13 protein-coding genes, 26 tRNA genes, 4 rRNA genes and 1 other annotated feature are annotated in these 19509 nt (G+C 43.8%); of the genes, 41 read left to right on the forward strand and 2 right to left on the reverse strand.

Translation table 11 applies throughout. The features are described 5' to 3' along the window. Nucleotides 1–474 precede the first annotated feature (474 nt). The 9 genes from CZ487_RS01105 to CZ487_RS01145 all read left to right on the forward strand — a co-directional run bounded on the left by CZ487_RS01105 (nt 475) and on the right by CZ487_RS01145 (nt 7360). On the forward strand, nt 475–1314 hold the full coding sequence (locus CZ487_RS01105) for an energy-coupling factor ABC transporter ATP-binding protein (protein ID WP_077210500.1): 840 nt from the start codon (nt 475–477) through the stop codon (nt 1312–1314). Then, nucleotides 1290–2162 carry an energy-coupling factor ABC transporter ATP-binding protein gene (locus tag CZ487_RS01110; protein ID WP_077210501.1) on the forward strand — a complete coding sequence of 291 codons (873 nt, stop codon included), beginning with the start codon at nt 1290–1292 and terminating at the stop codon, nt 2160–2162. Before CZ487_RS01105 ends, CZ487_RS01110 begins: the two co-directional genes overlap by 25 nt. After that, nucleotides 2159–2956, forward strand: a complete 798-nt coding sequence (locus CZ487_RS01115) for an energy-coupling factor transporter transmembrane component T family protein (RefSeq protein WP_077210502.1) — start codon at nt 2159–2161, stop codon at nt 2954–2956. Before CZ487_RS01110 ends, CZ487_RS01115 begins: the two co-directional genes overlap by 4 nt. A gap of 10 nt (nt 2957–2966) precedes the next feature. Continuing rightward, on the forward strand, nt 2967–3707 hold the full coding sequence (gene truA / locus CZ487_RS01120) for a tRNA pseudouridine(38-40) synthase TruA (RefSeq protein ID WP_077210503.1): 741 nt from the start codon (nt 2967–2969) through the stop codon (nt 3705–3707). A gap of 169 nt (nt 3708–3876) precedes the next feature. Beyond that, complete coding sequence (rplM, locus tag CZ487_RS01125; protein WP_077210504.1) at nt 3877–4314, forward strand: 50S ribosomal protein L13; 438 nt, start codon at nt 3877–3879, stop codon at nt 4312–4314. 19 nt (nt 4315–4333) lie between these two features. After that, the gene (gene rpsI / locus CZ487_RS01130) at nt 4334–4726 is read left to right on the forward strand and encodes a 30S ribosomal protein S9 (protein WP_077210505.1); all 393 of its coding nucleotides are present in this window, start codon (nt 4334–4336) and stop codon (nt 4724–4726) included. 173 nt (nt 4727–4899) lie between these two features. Beyond that, complete coding sequence (locus CZ487_RS01135; RefSeq protein ID WP_077210506.1) at nt 4900–5343, forward strand: YbaK family protein; 444 nt, start codon at nt 4900–4902, stop codon at nt 5341–5343. Between the two features lie 115 nt (nt 5344–5458). Then, entirely contained in the window at nt 5459–6178 is a 720-nt protein-coding gene (cwlD, locus tag CZ487_RS01140) for an N-acetylmuramoyl-L-alanine amidase CwlD (protein ID WP_077210507.1), read from the forward strand. Nucleotides 6179–6304: 126 nt separating this feature from the next. Then, nucleotides 6305–7360 carry an Mrp/NBP35 family ATP-binding protein gene (locus tag CZ487_RS01145; protein ID WP_077210508.1) on the forward strand — a complete coding sequence of 352 codons (1056 nt, stop codon included), beginning with the start codon at nt 6305–6307 and terminating at the stop codon, nt 7358–7360. Nucleotides 7361–7419: 59 nt separating this feature from the next. Here CZ487_RS01145 and gerD read toward each other — a convergent pair whose 3' ends face one another. Further along, nucleotides 7420–8016, reverse strand: a complete 597-nt coding sequence (gene gerD, locus CZ487_RS01150) for a spore germination lipoprotein GerD (protein WP_077210509.1) — start codon at nt 8014–8016, stop codon at nt 7420–7422. 187 nt (nt 8017–8203) lie between these two features. Between gerD and CZ487_RS01155 the strand changes: the two genes are divergently transcribed. Continuing rightward, nucleotides 8204–8818 (forward strand): KinB-signaling pathway activation protein, encoded by a 615-nt coding sequence (locus CZ487_RS01155; RefSeq protein ID WP_077210510.1) that lies wholly within the window; start codon nt 8204–8206, stop codon nt 8816–8818. A 135-nt stretch (nt 8819–8953) separates the two neighbouring features. On the opposite strand, the gene pdaB is transcribed toward CZ487_RS01155, so the two are convergent. Beyond that, on the reverse strand, nt 8954–9706 hold the full coding sequence (gene pdaB, locus CZ487_RS01160; RefSeq protein ID WP_077211815.1) for a polysaccharide deacetylase family sporulation protein PdaB: 753 nt from the start codon (nt 9704–9706) through the stop codon (nt 8954–8956). A 135-nt stretch (nt 9707–9841) separates the two neighbouring features. Between pdaB and CZ487_RS01165 the strand changes: the two genes are divergently transcribed. The 31 genes from CZ487_RS01165 to rrf (CZ487_RS01310) all read left to right on the forward strand — a co-directional run bounded on the left by CZ487_RS01165 (nt 9842) and on the right by rrf (CZ487_RS01310) (nt 19508). Then, nucleotides 9842–10075, forward strand: a complete 234-nt coding sequence (locus CZ487_RS01165; RefSeq protein WP_077210511.1) for a hypothetical protein — start codon at nt 9842–9844, stop codon at nt 10073–10075. Between the two features lie 267 nt (nt 10076–10342). Continuing rightward, nucleotides 10343–11237, forward strand: a sequence feature (most likely nonfunctional fraction of RNA operon). 70 nt (nt 11238–11307) lie between these two features. After that, nucleotides 11308–11424: ribosomal RNA gene (rrf, locus tag CZ487_RS01170) — 5S ribosomal RNA — on the forward strand. Nucleotides 11425–11480: 56 nt separating this feature from the next. After that, nucleotides 11481–11555: transfer RNA gene (locus tag CZ487_RS01175), tRNA-Glu, on the forward strand. A 5-nt stretch (nt 11556–11560) separates the two neighbouring features. Further along, nucleotides 11561–11636: transfer RNA gene (locus CZ487_RS01180), tRNA-Val, on the forward strand. 9 nt (nt 11637–11645) lie between these two features. Further along, nucleotides 11646–11721 (forward strand) — tRNA-Thr (locus tag CZ487_RS01185). Between the two features lie 7 nt (nt 11722–11728). Beyond that, nucleotides 11729–11804, forward strand: a tRNA-Lys gene (locus CZ487_RS01190). A 9-nt stretch (nt 11805–11813) separates the two neighbouring features. Then, a tRNA-Leu gene (locus CZ487_RS01195) sits at nt 11814–11895 on the forward strand. Between the two features lie 20 nt (nt 11896–11915). Beyond that, nucleotides 11916–11990: transfer RNA gene (locus CZ487_RS01200), tRNA-Gly, on the forward strand. 9 nt (nt 11991–11999) lie between these two features. Then, nucleotides 12000–12088, forward strand: a tRNA-Leu gene (locus tag CZ487_RS01205). 35 nt (nt 12089–12123) lie between these two features. After that, nucleotides 12124–12200 (forward strand) — tRNA-Arg (locus tag CZ487_RS01210). Between the two features lie 11 nt (nt 12201–12211). Further along, nucleotides 12212–12288, forward strand: a tRNA-Pro gene (locus CZ487_RS01215). 19 nt (nt 12289–12307) lie between these two features. Next, nucleotides 12308–12380 (forward strand) — tRNA-Ala (locus tag CZ487_RS01220). A gap of 100 nt (nt 12381–12480) precedes the next feature. Next, nucleotides 12481–12554, forward strand: a tRNA-Ile gene (locus CZ487_RS01225). An 11-nt stretch (nt 12555–12565) separates the two neighbouring features. Continuing rightward, nucleotides 12566–12658: transfer RNA gene (locus CZ487_RS01230), tRNA-Ser, on the forward strand. Nucleotides 12659–12678: 20 nt separating this feature from the next. Next, nucleotides 12679–12752 (forward strand) — tRNA-Met (locus tag CZ487_RS26460). A gap of 3 nt (nt 12753–12755) precedes the next feature. Then, nucleotides 12756–12832, forward strand: a tRNA-Asp gene (locus tag CZ487_RS01235). A 50-nt stretch (nt 12833–12882) separates the two neighbouring features. Beyond that, nucleotides 12883–12955 (forward strand) — tRNA-Phe (locus CZ487_RS01240). Between the two features lie 7 nt (nt 12956–12962). Continuing rightward, nucleotides 12963–13046, forward strand: a tRNA-Tyr gene (locus CZ487_RS01245). 11 nt (nt 13047–13057) lie between these two features. Next, a tRNA-Trp gene (locus tag CZ487_RS01250) sits at nt 13058–13131 on the forward strand. 9 nt (nt 13132–13140) lie between these two features. Continuing rightward, nucleotides 13141–13216, forward strand: a tRNA-His gene (locus CZ487_RS01255). A 12-nt stretch (nt 13217–13228) separates the two neighbouring features. Continuing rightward, a tRNA-Gln gene (locus CZ487_RS01260) sits at nt 13229–13303 on the forward strand. A gap of 8 nt (nt 13304–13311) precedes the next feature. Beyond that, nucleotides 13312–13385, forward strand: a tRNA-Cys gene (locus tag CZ487_RS01265). A 13-nt stretch (nt 13386–13398) separates the two neighbouring features. After that, a tRNA-Leu gene (locus CZ487_RS01270) sits at nt 13399–13480 on the forward strand. 16 nt (nt 13481–13496) lie between these two features. Then, nucleotides 13497–13570: transfer RNA gene (locus CZ487_RS01275), tRNA-Gly, on the forward strand. An 8-nt stretch (nt 13571–13578) separates the two neighbouring features. Further along, nucleotides 13579–13655 (forward strand) — tRNA-Ile (locus CZ487_RS01280). A gap of 18 nt (nt 13656–13673) precedes the next feature. Further along, a tRNA-Asn gene (locus tag CZ487_RS01285) sits at nt 13674–13748 on the forward strand. A gap of 11 nt (nt 13749–13759) precedes the next feature. Then, nucleotides 13760–13850 (forward strand) — tRNA-Ser (locus CZ487_RS01290). A 10-nt stretch (nt 13851–13860) separates the two neighbouring features. Then, a tRNA-Arg gene (locus CZ487_RS01295) sits at nt 13861–13934 on the forward strand. A 474-nt stretch (nt 13935–14408) separates the two neighbouring features. After that, nucleotides 14409–15958: ribosomal RNA gene (locus CZ487_RS01300) — 16S ribosomal RNA — on the forward strand. 443 nt (nt 15959–16401) lie between these two features. Next, nucleotides 16402–19333: ribosomal RNA gene (locus tag CZ487_RS01305) — 23S ribosomal RNA — on the forward strand. Between the two features lie 58 nt (nt 19334–19391). After that, nucleotides 19392–19508: ribosomal RNA gene (gene rrf / locus CZ487_RS01310) — 5S ribosomal RNA — on the forward strand. The 16S, 23S and 5S rRNA genes sit together here with 26 tRNA genes alongside, the layout of an rRNA operon. The last annotated feature ends 1 nt before the right edge of the window (nt 19509 follow it).

The following is a 19509-nucleotide window of genomic DNA, read 5'->3' on the forward strand; positions in this document are numbered from 1 at the left end:
ACAAGGGCTTGGACAGTTTGAACAGAAACTTGTTCTATGCCCTTTTTCTGTAGTATCAATTCCACTATTAGTTTTCTAAGCCATTTCTGAGTGTTATGATGAGCATGTTGTATTCATATATTATGGACACTTATATTTTAGATATCCTTTACTGGTATTTGTTATTTTGGAAGGGTTATAAGGTGAACATGTCTCGTTTAGCTCATGCACCTCTTTTTAAGAGGTGCAGGCTTTCTTAATAATTCACAGTTCATTTAATGTTGAGCCAAGTAGGAAGACATTCTCATTTATTAATATGGGTATTATATATTTTTTATCTTTATATCGTAAATATTTAAATAATGTCTTCATATAGAAAGGCTCGCCAAATGGCGAGTTTTCTTTGTACTATCAGCAATCCTCACCTGTCCGCCTGGAGTGGATTGTGTCTTTTGATGGTACCTGGTACCTTTTATATAGGGGAGGAGGGCCTTTATGACGGATGCTGTTGTTAGGATTGAGAATGTGTCCTTTAAGTATGATGGTCAGTCTGATTTTGCTTTGAATAATGTTTCGCTTCATATTAATGATGGGGAATGGCTCGCAATTGTTGGTCATAATGGGTCAGGGAAGTCCACGATGGCAAAACTTTTGAACGGCCTGCAAACTCCTTCAGAAGGTAGTATTCAAATATGTGGGATTGAATTGACTGAGGAAACTGTCTGGGATACAAGAAAACAAATAGGTATGGTTTTTCAGAATCCTGATAATCAGTTTGTCGGGTCTACGGTTCAAGATGATGTGGCTTTTGGTTTAGAAAATAACGGTGTGCCTAGAGAAGAAATGGTTCAGCGAGTGAAGACGTCCCTTGAAAAAGTTAAAATGGACAAGTTTCTCGATCAAGAGCCACACCATTTATCAGGCGGTCAAAAGCAAAGGGTTGCGATTGCCGGTGTTCTGGCACTAAGGCCGAAAATTATTCTGCTAGATGAAGCTACTTCCATGCTTGATCCGCGGGGCCGTGAAGAAGTCTTGCAAACCATTAGAGAATTAAAAGAAAGCAATCAAATGACCGTTGTCTCTATTACACATGATCTCGAAGAAGCAGCAAAGGCTGATCGGATCATTGTGATGAATAAAGGGCAATTATACCGCGAAGGTACTCCTGAAGAAATCTTTCAAATGGATGAAGAACTTGTGGAGTTAGGACTTGATATTCCTTTCCCTGTTAAAATGAGTAAGTTGTTAAAAAGCAAAGGAATACCCATTAATAAACATTACTTAACAGAAGAAGAGTTGGTGGCACAATTATGGACATCTCACTCCAACAAGTAGAGTACAGGTATCAGGTAAACTCTCCTTTTGAACACTTAGCTTTAGAAGATGTTTCGATTGATATTCCTTCTGGAACATATCTAGCGATTATTGGTCATACAGGTTCTGGAAAATCAACGATTCTTCAGCATTTGAATGCAATTCTTAAGCCCACTAAAGGAAAAGTGATAATTGGAGATCAAGAAGTAACAAATGCAAAAAAACAAAAGAACTTAAAAAGTATTCGTAAAAAGGTAGGTATTGTCTTTCAGTTTCCTGAGCATCAGCTTTTTGAAGAAACAGTTGAAAAGGATATCTGTTTTGGACCAATGAATTTTGGTGTGTCTGAATCTGAGGCAAAGAGGAGAGCTAGAGAGGCAATCCTTCAAGTTGGTCTATCCGAAGAGATTCTTGCCAAATCACCTTTTGATTTATCCGGAGGTCAAATGAGACGTGTAGCGATTGCAGGGGTATTGGCGATGGAACCAGATGTGATTGTATTAGATGAGCCTACGGCTGGTTTGGATCCACGTGGCCGTAAAGAAATTATGGATATGTTTTACCGTTTGCATAAAGATAGAAACCTATCGACTATTCTAGTTACACATAGTATGGAGGATGCAGCGCTTTATGCGGATCAAATTGTGGTCATGCATCAAGGGAAGGTATTCAAAAAAGGCAGCCCGCGTGAAATTTTCCAATCACCTGTTGGACTAATGGAACTAGGCTTAGATGTACCGGAAGTGGTCAGATTTCAGAACAAGCTCGAGGATACCTTCCATGTGAAATTCTCAAAGACTTGTGTCACATTAGAAGAGTTAACAGAAGAGATACACCGGCTTTTTAAAAAGGTTGGTGAACTCACATGATGGAAAAAATGATTATCGGTAGATATATACCAGTAGAGTCTCCCTTACACCGTATGGATCCCAGGGCGAAGTTAATGATTGTTTTTCTATTTGTATGTATTGTTTTTCTCGCGAATAATGCGATTACCTATGGCATTTTAGCTGTTTATACTTTCTTAATGGTATTTGCCTCAAAAGTTCCCTTTAGATATATTATGGGCGGTCTGAAAATTGTTTTTTGGCTTATTCTATTCACGATGATTCTTCATCTTTTTTTAACGAAAGAAGGGGACATCCTATTTCAATGGGGCTGGTTTACAGTCTATGAAGGTGGTCTACGGCAGGGTATCTTTATTTCGATGCGATTCTTCTTGCTGATATTAATGACTTCTTTGCTTACGTTGACTACTACTCCAATTGAAATTACAGATGGACTTGAGGAATTGCTTGGTCCATTGAAAAAATTTAAATTTCCAGTTCATGAGCTTGCTTTGATGATGTCCATTTCATTGCGGTTTATCCCGACGCTGATGGACGAAACTGACAAAATTATGAAAGCTCAAACAGCTAGAGGTGTAGATTTTTCAGGCGGTACGATAAAGGAACGTATAAATTCGATTATTCCACTCCTTATCCCGTTATTTATCAGTTCGTTTAAAAGAGCTGAGGAGCTCGCTGTTGCGATGGAAGCAAGAGGATATAGAGGTGGAGAGGGACGAACCAAATACAGACTTCTGCAATGGAGCCTGCTTGATACAGGCATGCTGATTTTATTAGCGCTTGTTACTCTGCTGCTGGCTGTTTTCAGAATGTAAGGTGAGGGTAATGCACAGGATAAAATGTACCATTTCCTATGATGGATCACAATTTAACGGTTATCAAATACAACCGAAGAAAAGAACTGTTCAAGGTGAAATGGAAAAGGCGCTGCAAAAGCTTCACAAAGGCATTGAAGTGAAAGTAACAGCATCGGGAAGGACAGATGCCGGGGTACATGCCAGGGGTCAAGTTATCCATTTTGATTCTCCCTTAACGATCCCGTTAGAGAAGTGGCAAATAGCGCTAAATTCCCTCTTGCCAGATGACGTCTCTATTTTATCTGTAGAAAAAGCAGATCCTGAGTTTCACGCAAGATATAGTGCAGTCGGAAAGGAATATCGCTACTTTGTTCATTTATCGAAAGTAAGAGATCCTTTTAAACGTTTTTATGCTTATCGATACACATACGACCTAGAAATGTCTGCTATAAACGAAGCTAGTAAAGCTTTCTTAGGAACTCATGACTTCACCAGCTTTTGCTCAGCAAAGACAGAAGTGATCAATCGAGTTCGAGAAATTAAAACAATTGATATTTACCAAGAGGATGATATGCTCGTCTTCCGGTTTATTGGTAATGGATTCTTATATAATATGGTCAGAATTTTAGTAGGTACATTGCTGCAGGTTGGTTCTGGAGATATACATCATGAAAAGGTAAAAGAAATCCTTGAAGGAAAAGACCGTACATTAGCAGGTAAGACTGCACCACCTCAAGGCCTGTATTTATGGCAAGTTTTTTATAACTAAAAATTTTTTCTATGACAACTAAACCTGGTGTAACATTTTCTTGACATATGATTATCAGTGCTTTATCATAATATGGTATGTAATTTTAATCCCACGATAAGCCCCGGAACTTATTGTGATAAAGAATATACGAATTCAAAATTGAACAGGAATCTTAGGAGGGAAACTCATGCGTACAACGTTTATGGCTAACGCTAACAACATCGAACGTAAATGGTACGTAGTTGATGCTGCAGGCAAGACATTAGGTCGTCTTACTTCTGAAGTAGCTTCAATTCTACGTGGAAAACATAAACCAACTTTCACACCACATGTTGACACTGGTGATCATGTGATTATTATTAATGCTTCAAAAATCGAGTTAACTGGTAATAAGTTAAATGATAAAATCTACTACCGTCATTCAATGCACCCAGGCGGATTAAAAACAAGAACTGCTTATGAAATGCGTACAAAATACCCTGAGCAAATGTTAGAACTTGCTATTAAAGGTATGCTTCCAAAGAACTCTTTGGGACGTCAAATGTTTAAAAAGTTACATGTATATGCTGGATCAGAGCATCCACATCAAGCACAACAACCTGAAGTTTACGAACTTCGTGGGTAATTAAGGGAGGATTTTATATATGGCACAGGTTCAATATATTGGTACTGGTCGTCGTAAGAGCTCCGTTGCACGAGTTCGTTTAGTTCCAGGCAGCGGTAAAATTACAGTAAACGATCGTCAAATCGAAGATTACATTCCATTCGAAGCATTACGTGAAGTTGTTAAACAACCTCTAAATGCTACTGAAACTCTAGGCAGCTACGACGTTCTTGTTAACGTTAAAGGTGGAGGTTACACTGGTCAAGCTGGTGCTATCCGTCATGGTATCGCTCGTGCGTTACTTCAAGCTGACCCAGAATACCGTCCAACACTTAAGCGCGCTGGATTATTAACTCGTGATGCTCGCATGAAAGAACGTAAAAAATACGGTCTTAAAGGCGCTCGTCGTGCACCTCAGTTCTCAAAGCGTTAATTATCGCTTATCAAAGCTCTCAACCAATTTGGTTGGGGGCTTTTTTGCGCTTTAAAGCAGTTCAAGGAAGTGACATACCTTCTCTTCATACTCAGGTTTCTGTATTTGTCACCAATTGCCAGAATTACTGTATGTGACTAGATAGAAACTATTCAAAAGGGGTGAGCAATCTAGTGAAAGTGATTACAACCTTTGTTGATAAAAGGAGAGAAAAACAGCTTAAGTATGAAAAATCGGTACTGAGGGAAATTTCCATAAAAGCCTTAAAAGAAAAGGTGAAACTATACTTTGGGAGTTCCGATTTAACATCCAGCTTAATTATGCATTCAGGTATAGAGGAAGCTTGTTATGATGTTGCGATAGAGGCCTATTTATTGGGGGCACATTTTAGTAAGTTTGGTTATTATGGTGAATCTGTTGAAGATGTCAAAAGAAGGTGTATAAAAGAAGAAAAACACTTGATTGATACACTATATAACTTCATGCTCTATTGGGGGAAGGGAATGGAAGGTGTCTATAGTGAATCCCTCTATTACTTATGCGAACAATACGTTGAAAGCTGGTGGATGGAAGGTTTCCGAAAAGGTGAAAGGAGACATAAACTAAGACTTCACTAAACGGTCGCCTTAACACTTTTAAGGAGCAATCATTTTAGTTTAATACCTGTTCTATTCATCCTTTTTGTCCCATATATTGAATTGAGGACGAGCCGGGAAGGATTGATTAGGACAAATGAACAAGAAGATAAAAATAGCTGCCTTTATTGTAGGTCTTACTCTGTTATTTTTTATCCTGCAGTATGACTTCGAGGATAAAGATTCCATGAACTCGTGGAGTCTGCCTTTATCTGGAGAGATTATCCTTTTAGACCCTGGGCATGGTGGTCCTGATGGAGGTGCCGGTGACCAGGATGCATTAGAAAAAGATATAGCTTTAAATGTGTCATTGATCCTGCGTGATTATCTACAGCAGCAAGGTGCTCTCGTCATGATGACAAGAGAGGAAGATAAAGACCTAGCTAGCGAAGGAACACGGGGGTTAAGCAGAAGGAAGACGGAAGACCTTCAGAAACGTCTTAAATTAATTAATGAGTCAGAGGCTGATTTTTTTGTCAGCATTCATCTTAATGCGATTCCTTCTCCAAGGTGGAGCGGAGCACAAACGTTCTATGCGCCTCAGTTGAAGGAGAATGCCCGGGCGGCGAAATTTATACAAGATGAGCTTATTATTAACTTGGAGAATACTACAAGAAAAGCAAAACCAATTAATCATGTTTATATTTTAAAATATGCAAAAAAGCCAGGTGCATTAGTGGAGGTAGGGTTCTTATCAAATCCAGCCGAAAAACAAAATTTGAAAAAAGAAGAATATCAAGAAAAAGTAGCTGCTTCTATTTATAAAGGGATTCTTCGTTATTATTCTAATGAAAAAGAATTGGTTATTGAAGAGTAAAGAAGGTGTACACTGTTTGCGCCTTCTTTTTATTTTTTTCCATATGGCGGTGTGATTGAAATAACAGTAAAAGATGTGATATATGTTATACTGTTGTTGGAAACGAATACAAAAGGAGTGACATTCATGATTACAGAAGCTAAAGTTGTTGAAATTCTAAACGGATTGAAGGAACCATTTTTACATAAAACGTTAGAAGAATTGAATGCAATTGAGGAAATTAAAATAAAAGAAGAGAAAAATCATGTGAGTGTAAAGGTAGCCATTGCTAAAACTGGTACCGCAGAGCAGCTGCAATTACAACAGGAAATAGTAAATGCGCTGAAGGAAGCTGGTGCAGCGACAGTTGGGATCAGATTTTCTGAACTTCCAAGTGAGGTTCTGGCACAGCATCAGACTGCTCAGCAGGAGGATGATTCAGATAATCTACTATCCCCTAACAGTAAAACGACGTTCATTGCGATCGCAAGCGGTAAGGGTGGAGTAGGAAAATCAACTGTTTCGGTTAATTTAGCTGTATCTCTAGCGCGGCTCGGGAAAAAAGTTGGATTAATTGATGCAGATATTTACGGCTTTAGTGTTCCTGATATGATGGGAATTACAAAACGACCTGTGGTTAGAGGAGAAAAGATTATTCCGGTAGAACGCTACGGAGTAAAAGTCATCTCAATGGGATTCTTTGTTGAAGATAATGCTCCTATTATCTGGCGTGGTCCTATGCTTGGGAAAATGCTTAACAGCTTCTTCAGTGAAGTAGAATGGGGAGAAGTTGATTATTTACTATTAGACTTACCTCCAGGTACAGGTGATGTAGCACTTGATGTTCATAGCATGCTCCCAGCATGTAAAGAAGTGATTGTGACAACACCACATCCAACTGCAGCTTTTGTTGCGGCTCGAGCTGGTGCGATGGCATTAAAGACAGATCATGAGATATTGGGCGTCATTGAAAACATGGCTTATTTTGAAAGTAAGGTAACAGGTGAGAAAGAACTTGTTTTCGGTCAAGGCGGAGGAGATAAACTAGCCGAAGAACTTCAAACTGAAGTGTTAGGTCAGCTGCCGCTTGGACAACCTGATTGGGACGATAAGGATTTTGCACCATCTATTTATCAAGAAGATCATAAAATCGGTAAGATCTATCAAAGTATAGCTGAAAAAGTAGTTGAGAAATTAGGCTAAGATAAATAAATAGGACCTCTTCCGTTTGGAAGAGGTCCTTTATTGTCTGTAAAGTACTCCTATGCTGAACCTGCTTCTTCTTCTTTTTCTTTTTTCTCCTCACCTTCAGATTGCTCAGCAGCTGCTTTTAAAAGAATATCTTGTATCTTTGCTTTGTAGAGAGGACTTTCGAATGTCTCTGTCATGACTTTCTGTAAATGTTCTCTGTATTCTTTGCTTTTTAATAAGGTGGTGACTTCCTTTGTAATCTCCGGGTCCTTCAGTACTTCTATCATCATCGCTTTATATTCAGGATCCTTCATTAAAGATTTTAGAAGGGCCTCGTGTTCGGCTTTCATGCTCTTAGCGACACTTTCTGCAAACTTAGGATCTTCGAAAGACTTTTTCCAAAACTCAGTTCCTTTATCAGAAGTAAGAGTAGTCTCTATTGTTTGAGAGACAATAGCTTGATCCATAACAAGCTCTTGTTTCATGCCATCATCTTTCATAACTTCCTGAAGAGCTTTCTTTCCATCATCCGTCTTCAAAATATCAACAACCATTTTTTTTGTCTCTTCATAATCCATTTGTGCAGCACCGGTGTCAGTTTGAGCACAACCAGCTACTGTGGCCATAATGAAAAATGGGAGGAGGAGCAGAACAATTTTTTTCTGCATGGTAATAGCTCCTTTCAAATATGATTCCGAATTTGATTATTGATTTAAAAGGAATTCACTATCCTTACTATTAGGATGAAGAAATTCGACAATTTTTATGCGTTTGAAACGAATGCCTAGATTTTTTAATCTCTAGTTTGTTACAATCTAAAGAGGATTTAATGATCAAACTTGGAGGATAACAGATGTGAAAAGCCGTTATGTGGTAAAATTGTTTTTTTCTACCTTACTGGTAGGAGGAATTTCAACTGCTATTATAGGTTTTATTGTAAGATGGAATGAATTTCAACCGTATTTTACAGATTTTAATTTAATTGATATTTTATCAACCATATTTTGGTTATTTGGAGTAGGACTTATTTTTAGTGTTATCAGTCAAATGGGCTTCTTTGCATATTTAACAGTACATCGGTTTGGACTAGGGATATTTAAATCGGTCAAGCTCTGGAACGCCGTACAAATTATTTTAATCTTATTTGTTTTATTTGATTTAGTATACTTCCGTCACACAAGTTTTGGAGGAGAATTGGCTGCTTATCTGGGCGATGCAGTCTTTATCCTAGTTGTTGGCTTAGTCATAGCATTTTTCAAAATGAAACAAACCAATAAAGATGCATTTATTCCTGCATTATTCTTTATGATAGTCGTAACGGTGATAGAATGGATGCCGGTACTGAGAGTGAACGAGGAAAGCTGGTTATACTTAATGGTTTTCCCTCTCTTAGTTTGTAATGCTTATCAATTATTGATTCTTCATGTTTTAAATGAAAAATCAGCCCAAGAAAAAAAACCAGCTAAATAAGATAATTGGGCCGGTTTAAAAGCAGACATCTTGAGTTGAAGGCGAACTCCTTATGGGTTCGTCTTTTGTATTGCTATTACAAAAGTAAAGAGGCAGCATAGTTAGTTTTGTGCTGCCTCGATATCTTAATCTTGATTATTTTATTTCATCTGTCTTTGATTCTGCGTTAGCAATCATTTCGGATACAGAAACTAATTTTAAGCCTTTTTTATTAAGATTATCAATTATAGCAGGGAGTGCAGATGCTGTTTGTTTTGCTGAATCTGAAGCGTGAAGGAGGATAATATCCCCTTTCTTAGCTTTTGACACGTTTTCTAGGATTACCTCAACACCAGGATTGGTCCAATCTTTTGAGTCAATACTCCAATGGACGACTGTTAGACCATACTGTGTTGCAACTTTTAAAGTCTTCTGATCAAAGTGACCAGTAGGTGCGCGAACTAGCTTTATATTTTTTATATTAAGCTTTTTAAAGGCCTCTTGTGCTCTCGAGAGGTCTTTCTTAATTTCAGATTCCTCAAGTTCGGTATAATCTTCATAATTATATCCTAGAATTCCGATTTCATATCCTTCCTTGACGATTCTCTCGACAATAGTTGGATGTCGTTCTGCCCAGGCACCTGAAAGAAAAAATGTTGCAGTTGGAATATTCTTCTCTTTTAACACATCTAGGATGGGCTCTGCTTTCTCATCCCCCCAGCCAATATTGAATGTTAGGGCTACATCCTTCTCACCTTTGTACACAGCCTTTGGTCCATCTTTTTCTGAAAATGTAGGAATGTGGATATAATTTTCTAAATAAAAAAACCATGCTGTGAAAAATGCAGCAAATAAAATTAATAATAATTGTTTAATCCTTTTTCCGTTTAATACATAAAAAAAGTTCACTCTCATCACCTCGTCCCATACACTCCTTGTCTCATAGGTATGCTAATTTTAAAAAAATATGAGTAGAAGAGAGACATAAAAAAAACAAAATTGGAAAACACTACTATAACCAAAAAATAGAGGAGTGTATTTGAGATGCTAGGAATGCTTATTAACGAAAAAGAGGTAAAAGAAGTGCAGTATTTACTTAAAAGAGAGATGGATGAAATTCTATTTGATTTAGAAGACGAAAGAATTGACCACGTTGTAAAAAGAGCGATGGAAGAAAGATATCGTATACTGTTTGGATTATTTAAAAGGGTAGCAAGTCCAAAAGAATGTTTAGGATATATGCGTAAGACAAAGAATAAGAGTGCTTCTAAAAGTTAGCATGGTTTATTTTTGCTAGCTTCTAATAATAAGAAACAAATTCCAAAAAAGTTTTAAAGTTTTGTTGACTTACAATAATTACATATGATATATTATAAAAGTCGCTTATGAAGCGATTACAAGATTGTTCTTTGAAAACTAAACAAAGCAGAAACGTCAACAATAGATAGTGGAGGCGACTGTTCAACTCTGAGAGGCGTTGGAGAGCCGGCTATACAAATCTTTTATTTTAGATTTATTTAAGAGCTAATCTTACTCTTTTTTGGAGAGTTTGATCCTGGCTCAGGACGAACGCTGGCGGCGTGCCTAATACATGCAAGTCGAGCGGACTTTTAAAAGCTTAGCTTTGAAGTTAGCGGCGGACGGGTGAGTAACACGTGGGCAACCTGCCTGTAAGACTGGGATAACTTCGGGAAACCGGAGCTAATACCGGATAATGCTTCTCCTCTCATGAGNGCTGTATTGAAATTCTAACCCGCACCCCTGATCGGGGTGGGAGACAGTGTCAGGTGGGCAGTTTGACTGGGGCGGTCGCCTCCTAAAGAGTAACGGAGGCGCCCAAAGGTTCCCTCAGAATGGTTGGAAATCATTCGTAGAGTGTAAAGGCACAAGGGAGCTTGACTGCGAGACCTACAAGTCGAGCAGGGACGAAAGTCGGGCTTAGTGATCCGGTGGTTCCGCATGGAAGGGCCATCGCTCAACGGATAAAAGCTACCCCGGGGATAACAGGCTTATCTCCCCCAAGAGTCCACATCGACGGGGAGGTTTGGCACCTCGATGTCGGCTCATCGCATCCTGGGGCTGTAGTCGGTCCCAAGGGTTGGGCTGTTCGCCCATTAAAGCGGTACGCGAGCTGGGTTCAGAACGTCGTGAGACAGTTCGGTCCCTATCCGTCGTGGGCGTAGGAAATTTGAGAGGAGCTGTCCTTAGTACGAGAGGACCGGGATGGACGCACCGCTGGTGTACCAGTTGTTCTGCCAAGAGCATCGCTGGGTAGCTATGTGCGGAAGGGATAAGTGCTGAAAGCATCTAAGCATGAAGCCCCCCTCAAGATGAGATTTCCCATAGCGCAAGCTAGTAAGATCCCTGAAAGATGATCAGGTTGATAGGTCAGAGGTGGAAGCGTGGTGACATGTGGAGCTGACTGATACTAATCGATCGAGGACTTAACCAATTTAAAAGATGCTTGTCAAGTTATCTAGTTTTGAGGGAACAAACCTCAAACCAAATAGTCTGGTGACGATGGCGAGAAGGTCACACCCGTTCCCATACCGAACACGGAAGTTAAGCTTCTCAGCGCCGATGGTAGTTAGGGGCTGTCCCCTTGTGAGAGTAGGACGTCGCCAGGCAAGGCCCCTATTTTGGGGCTATTATTTTGTCTTACTTTAAAGGTAAAATTTTCTTTGGCCCGTTGGTCAAGCGGTTAAGACACCGCCCTTTCACGGCGGTAACACGGGTTCGAATCCCGTACGGGTCACCATAAACGGAGGATTAGCTCAGCTGGGAGAGCACCTGCCTTACAAGCAGGGGGTCGGCGGTTCGATCCCGTCATCCTCCACCATAAAAATATGCCGGCCTAGCTCAATTGGTAGAGCAACTGACTTGTAATCAGTAGGTTGGGGGTTCAAGTCCTCTGGCCGGCACCATTTTCGTGAGCCATTAGCTCAGTCGGTAGAGCATCTGACTTTTAATCAGAGGGTCGAAGGTTCGAGTCCTTCATGGCTCACCATTTTTATTTGCGGGTGTGGCGGAATTGGCAGACGCACTAGACTTAGGATCTAGCGCCGCAAGGCGTGGGGGTTCGACTCCCTTCACCCGCATTAGTAAATATAAATACCCTGCGGAAGTAGTTCAGTGGTAGAACACCACCTTGCCAAGGTGGGGGTCGCGGGTTCGAATCCCGTCTTCCGCTCCAGAACTATCTGCCGGGGTGGCGGAACTGGCAGACGCACAGGACTTAAAATCCTGCGGTAGGTGACTACCGTACCGGTTCGATTCCGGTCCTCGGCACCATATTTTTTACAAAGTGAAATAACTTACTCTTATACGCGCCCGTAGCTCAATTGGATAGAGCGTCTGACTACGGATCAGAAGGTTATGGGTTCGACTCCTGTCGGGCGCGCCATTTAAGCATTACGGGAAGTAGCTCAGCTTGGTAGAGCACTTGGTTTGGGACCAAGGGGTCGCAGGTTCGAATCCTGTCTTCCCGACCAGTTCAAATAATTCTATTATGGGGCCTTAGCTCAGCTGGGAGAGCGCCTGCCTTGCACGCAGGAGGTCAGCGGTTCGATCCCGCTAGGCTCCATTTTCTATGCCATTATGGCGGTGTAGCTCAGCTGGCTAGAGCGTACGGTTCATACCCGTAAGGTCGGGGGTTCGATCCCCTCCGCCGCTATAAAATTAATGGACCCTTAGCTCAGCTGGTTAGAGCAGACGGCTCATAACCGTCCGGTCGTAGGTTCGAGTCCTACAGGGTCCATTTATATATATGGAGGAATACCCAAGTCTGGCTGAAGGGATCGGTCTTGAAAACCGACAGGCGGGTTAAACCGCGCGGGGGTTCGAATCCCTCTTCCTCCGCCATAAAACCTTAATAAAATTATCGCGGGGTGGAGCAGTCTGGTAGCTCGTCGGGCTCATAACCCGAAGGTCGCAGGTTCAAATCCTGTCCCCGCAATTTGGTCCGGTAGTTCAGTTGGTTAGAATGCCTGCCTGTCACGCAGGAGGTCGCGGGTTCGAGTCCCGTCCGGACCGCCATCTTATTCCAGTAGGTATCTACTGTTAATATAGATTTTTTCTTTTCGTGTGGCTCAGTAGCTCAGTCGGTAGAGCAAAGGACTGAAAATCCTTGTGTCGGCGGTTCGATTCCGTCCTGAGCCACCTTTTTGGAGGGGTAGCGAAGTGGCTAAACGCGGCGGACTGTAAATCCGCTCCTTAGGGTTCGGCGGTTCGAATCCGTCCCCCTCCACCATTACGCTATATAGGGATATAGTTTAAAGGTAGAACAGAGGTCTCCAAAACCTCCAGTGTGGGTTCAATTCCTACTATCCCTGCCAATAAATATGGCGGTTGTGGCGAAGTGGTTAACGCATCGGATTGTGGCTCCGACACTCGTGGGTTCGATTCCCATCAATCGCCCCATTTATATTATTTTGGGCTATAGCCAAGTGGTAAGGCAACGGACTTTGACTCCGTCATTCGTAGGTTCGAATCCTGCTAGCCCAGCCAATTTTAATGGCAGCATAGCCAAGTGGTAAGGCAGAGGTCTGCAAAACCTTTATCACCGGTTCAAATCCGGTTGCTGCCTCCATTAATTTAGAACTGCCGGTGTGGCGGAATTGGCAGACGCGCACGACTCAAAATCGTGTTCCTTCTGGAGTGTCGGTTCGACCCCGACCACCGGTATTGTCGACTCCTATTTGCGGGTGTAGTTTAATGGTAAAACCACAGCCTTCCAAGCTGTTGTCGTGGGTTCGATTCCCATCACCCGCTCCAAATATAATGGGCCTATAGCTCAGCTGGTTAGAGCGCACGCCTGATAAGCGTGAGGTCGATGGTTCGAGTCCATTTAGGCCCACCATACGTAAAATAGTATTACTCCGCAGTAGCTCAGTGGTAGAGCATTCGGCTGTTAACCGAACGGTCGTAGGTTCGAATCCTACCTGCGGAGCCATTTTTTTATATGGGGAAGTACTCAAGTGGCTGAAGAGGCGCCCCTGCTAAGGGTGTAGGTCGGGCAACCGGCGCGAGGGTTCAAATCCCTCCTTCTCCGCCAGTAGAAAAAAGCGCCTTTAGCTCAGCTGGATAGAGCAACGGCCTTCTAAGCCGTGTGTCAGAGGTTCGAATCCTCTAAGGCGCGTTAGAGCACTTATTTAACTCATAGATTAAACATTGTGTTCGTGCTTGACGAAAACCAACGTTGTTTTCTTCTTTTTTTTCTTCTTTATTATTTTAGTAACTATATAAAGGCTTCTACCCCATTAGTGATTTATGATCAAAAGTTTTGATGCTCTTTTTAACTTGATCTACAAGGTGTTGATTTGAGTTATCAATACTGTACAGTTATGACACTGAAGTTTTTTTAAAAAAAGAAGTTGACTTCTACGAAACAAAATGTTATATTAATTCTTGTCGCTAAAAAGCGAGCTACAATCTTTTTTATCTTAAATAAAAAAAGATTTTAAAAAAAGAAGTTGACTTCTACGAAGTTAGATGTTACAATTAATTTTGTCGTCGCTTCGGCGGAGATCGAAAAAATAGTTCTTTGAAAACTAAACAAAGCAGAAACGTCAACGTTTTAATTTTAGATTTATTTAAGAGCTAATCTTACTCTTTTTTGGAGAGTTTGATCCTGGCTCAGGACGAACGCTGGCGGCGTGCCTAATACATGCAAGTCGAGCGGACTTTTAAAAGCTTGCTTTTAAAAGTTAGCGGCGGACGGGTGAGTAACACGTGGGCAACCTGCCTGTAAGACTGGGATAACTTCGGGAAACCGGAGCTAATACCGGATAATGTTTCTCCTCTCATGAGGAGAAACTGAAAGATGGTTTACGCTATCACTTACAGATGGGCCCGCGGCGCATTAGCTAGTTGGTGAGGTAACGGCTCACCAAGGCGACGATGCGTAGCCGACCTGAGAGGGTGATCGGCCACACTGGGACTGAGACACGGCCCAGACTCCTACGGGAGGCAGCAGTAGGGAATCTTCCGCAATGGACGAAAGTCTGACGGAGCAACGCCGCGTGAGTGATGAAGGTTTTCGGATCGTAAAACTCTGTTGTTAGGGAAGAACAAGTATCGGAGTAACTGCCGGTACCTTGACGGTACCTAACCAGAAAGCCACGGCTAACTACGTGCCAGCAGCCGCGGTAATACGTAGGTGGCAAGCGTTGTCCGGAATTATTGGGCGTAAAGCGCGCGCAGGCGGTCTCTTAAGTCTGATGTGAAAGCCCCCGGCTCAACCGGGGAGGGTCATTGGAAACTGGGAGACTTGAGTGCAGAAGAGAAGAGTGGAATTCCACGTGTAGCGGTGAAATGCGTAGAGATGTGGAGGAACACCAGTGGCGAAGGCGACTCTTTGGTCTGTAACTGACGCTGAGGCGCGAAAGCGTGGGGAGCAAACAGGATTAGATACCCTGGTAGTCCACGCCGTAAACGATGAGTGCTAAGTGTTAGAGGGTTTCCGCCCTTTAGTGCTGCAGCAAACGCATTAAGCACTCCGCCTGGGGAGTACGGCCGCAAGGCTGAAACTCAAAGGAATTGACGGGGGCCCGCACAAGCGGTGGAGCATGTGGTTTAATTCGAAGCAACGCGAAGAACCTTACCAGGTCTTGACATCCTCTGACACTCCTAGAGATAGGACGTTCCCCTTCGGGGGACAGAGTGACAGGTGGTGCATGGTTGTCGTCAGCTCGTGTCGTGAGATGTTGGGTTAAGTCCCGCAACGAGCGCAACCCTTGATCTTAGTTGCCAGCATTCAGTTGGGCACTCTAAGGTGACTGCCGGTGACAAACCGGAGGAAGGTGGGGATGACGTCAAATCATCATGCCCCTTATGACCTGGGCTACACACGTGCTACAATGGATGGTACAAAGGGCTGCGAGACCGCGAGGTTTAGCCAATCCCATAAAACCATTCTCAGTTCGGATTGCAGGCTGCAACTCGCCTGCATGAAGCCGGAATCGCTAGTAATCGCGGATCAGCATGCCGCGGTGAATACGTTCCCGGGCCTTGTACACACCGCCCGTCACACCACGAGAGTTTGTAACACCCGAAGTCGGTGGGGTAACCTTTTGGAGCCAGCCGCCTAAGGTGGGACAGATGATTGGGGTGAAGTCGTAACAAGGTAGCCGTATCGGAAGGTGCGGCTGGATCACCTCCTTTCTAAGGATGAAAAGAAAAGCGGAGGCGACTGTCCAGCTTTGAGAGACGTTGGAGAGCCGGTCATGCAAATCCCGGTTTTGGATTTGTGTGGACGGATTGAAACGGCCGAAAAGCTAGGAGCCGAAGCTAGACACAAAACCAATTACGTAGACGTTTTCTGACTTTGTTTAGTTTTGAGAGAATTATCTCTCAAGTTTTATCTTGCATATTCAAACATTGAAGGGCTTTCTTTTATGACTTTCTTTGTTTTGAATTTCTTTGCTCCTGCGCCGCAGTGGTTCGAGGAAGTGTTTCCTCAGCTCGTCGCAAGGCTGCATGAAGAATAGTCAGGAAGTCAATCATGATGTGATTGACATTCGTGGCCTTGTTCCTTGAAAACTAGATAACAAATTTGACAAGACATCATTTTTAAACAAGTAAGTTCTTTTTTAACATTAACTGATGGTTAAGTTAATAAGGGCGCACGGTGGATGCCTTGGCACTAGGAGCCGATGAAGGACGGGACTAACTCCGATATGCTTTGGGGAGCTGTAAGTAAGCTTTGATCCAGAGATTTCCGAATGGGGAAACCCTCCATCTTTAATCGGATGGAATCTTTACCTGAATACATAGGGTAATGAAGGCAGACCCGGGGAACTGAAACATCTAAGTACCCGGAGGAAGAGAAAGCAAACGCGATTCCCTGAGTAGCGGCGAGCGAAACGGGATTAGCCCAAACCAAGAGGCTTGCCTCTTGGGGTTGTAGGACACTCTATACGGAGTTACAAAAGAATGAGGTAAACGAACAAGCCTGGAAAGGCTGGTCAGAGAAGGTAAAAACCCTGTAGTTGAAACTTCATTCTCTCTTGAGTGGATCCTGAGTACGGCGGGACACGAGAAATCCCGTCGGAAGCTGGGAGGACCATCTCCCAAGGCTAAATACTCCCTAGTGACCGATAGTGAACCAGTACCGTGAGGGAAAGGTGAAAAGCACCCCGGAAGGGGAGTGAAAGAGAACCTGAAACCGTGTGCCTACAAGTAGTCAAAGCCCTTTTATGGGTGATGGCGTGCCTTTTGTAGAATGAACCGGCGAGTTACGATTACATGCGAGGTTAAGTTGAATAGACGGAGCCGCAGCGAAAGCGAGTCTGAATAGGGCGAATGAGTATGTGGTCGTAGACCCGAAACCAGGTGATCTACCCATGTCCAGGGTGAAGTCCAGGTAACACTGGATGGAGGCCCGAACCCACGCACGTTGAAAAGTGCGGGGATGAGGTGTGGGTAGCGGAGAAATTCCAATCGAACTTGGAGATAGCTGGTTCTCTCCGAAATAGCTTTAGGGCTAGCCTCACGATCAAGAGTCTTGGAGGTAGAGCACTGTTTGGACTAGGGGCCCTCATCGGGTTACCGAATTCAGACAAACTCCGAATGCCAAGTACTTATGCGTGGGAGTCAGACTGCGAGTGATAAGATCCGTAGTCAAAAGGGAAACAGCCCAGACCACCAGCTAAGGTCCCAAAGTATACGTTAAGTGGAAAAGGATGTGGAGTTGCTTAGACAACCAGGATGTTGGCTTAGAAGCAGCCACCATTTAAAGAGTGCGTAATAGCTCACTGGTCGAGTGACTCCGCGCCGAAAATGTACCGGGGCTAAACGTATCACCGAAGCTGTGGGTGGACACTTACGTGTCCGCGGTAGGAGAGCGTTCTAAGGGCGTTGAAGCTAGACCGTAAGGACTGGTGGAGCGCTTAGAAGTGAGAATGCCGGTATGAGTAGCGAAAGATGGGTGAGAATCCCATCCACCGAATGCCTAAGGTTTCCTGAGGAAGGCTCGTCCTCTCAGGGTTAGTCGGGACCTAAGCCGAGGCCGAAAGGCGTAGGCGATGGACAACAGGTTGATATTCCTGTACCACCTCATTACCGTTTGAGCGATGGAGGGACGCAGGAGGATAGGGTAAGCGCGCTGTTGGATATGCGCGTCCAAGCAGTTAGGCAGAGAAATTGGCAAATCCGTTTCTCGTGTAAGCTGAGCTGTGATGGCGAGGGAAATATAGTACCGAAGTTCCTGATTCCACACTGCCAAGAAAAGCTTCTAGCGAGGTAGTAGGTGCCCGTACCGCAAACCGACACAGGTAGGCGAGGAGAGAATCCTAAGGTGAGCGAGAGAACTCTCGTTAAGGAACTCGGCAAAATGACCCCGTAACTTCGGGAGAAGGGGTGCTTTTTAGGGTGCATAGCCCTGAAGAGCCGCAGTGAATAGGCCCAGGCGACTGTTTAGCAAAAACACAGGTCTCTGCGAAGCCGCAAGGCGAAGTATAGGGGCTGACGCCTGCCCGGTGCTGGAAGGTTAAGAGGAGAGGTTAGCGCAAGCGAAGCTTTGAATTGAAGCCCCAGTAAACGGCGGCCGTAACTATAACGGTCCTAAGGTAGCGAAATTCCTTGTCGGGTAAGTTCCGACCCGCACGAAAGGCGTAACGATCTGGGCACTGTCTCAACGAGAGACTCGGTGAAATTATAGTACCTGTGAAGATGCAGGTTACCCGCGACAGGACGGAAAGACCCCGTGGAGCTTTACTGTAGCCTGATATTGAATTTTGGTACAGCTTGTACAGGATAGGTAGGAGCCGTGGAAACCGGAGCGCTAGCTTCGGTGGAGGCGTCGGTGGGATACTACTCTGGCTGTATTGAAATTCTAACCCGCACCCCTGATCGGGGTGGGAGACAGTGTCAGGTGGGCAGTTTGACTGGGGCGGTCGCCTCCTAAAGAGTAACGGAGGCGCCCAAAGGTTCCCTCAGAATGGTTGGAAATCATTCGTAGAGTGTAAAGGCACAAGGGAGCTTGACTGCGAGACCTACAAGTCGAGCAGGGACGAAAGTCGGGCTTAGTGATCCGGTGGTTCCGCATGGAAGGGCCATCGCTCAACGGATAAAAGCTACCCCGGGGATAACAGGCTTATCTCCCCCAAGAGTCCACATCGACGGGGAGGTTTGGCACCTCGATGTCGGCTCATCGCATCCTGGGGCTGTAGTCGGTCCCAAGGGTTGGGCTGTTCGCCCATTAAAGCGGTACGCGAGCTGGGTTCAGAACGTCGTGAGACAGTTCGGTCCCTATCCGTCGTGGGCGTAGGAAATTTGAGAGGAGCTGTCCTTAGTACGAGAGGACCGGGATGGACGCACCGCTGGTGTACCAGTTGTTCTGCCAAGAGCATCGCTGGGTAGCTATGTGCGGAAGGGATAAGTGCTGAAAGCATCTAAGCATGAAGCCCCCCTCAAGATGAGATTTCCCATAGCGCAAGCTAGTAAGATCCCTGAAAGATGATCAGGTTGATAGGTCAGAGGTGGAAGCGTGGTGACATGTGGAGCTGACTGATACTAATCGATCGAGGACTTAACCAATTTAAAAGATGCTTGTCAAGTTATCTAGTTTTGAGGGAACAAACCTCAAACCAAATAGTCTGGTGACGATGGCGAGAAGGTCACACCCGTTCCCATACCGAACACGGAAGTTAAGCTTCTCAGCGCCGATGGTAGTTAGGGGCTGTCCCCTTGTGAGAGTAGGACGTCGCCAGGCA

It is taken from the genome of Robertmurraya dakarensis (assembly GCF_900156875.1).
Classification (GTDB): Bacteria; Bacillota; Bacilli; order Bacillales; family Cytobacillaceae; genus Robertmurraya; species Robertmurraya dakarensis.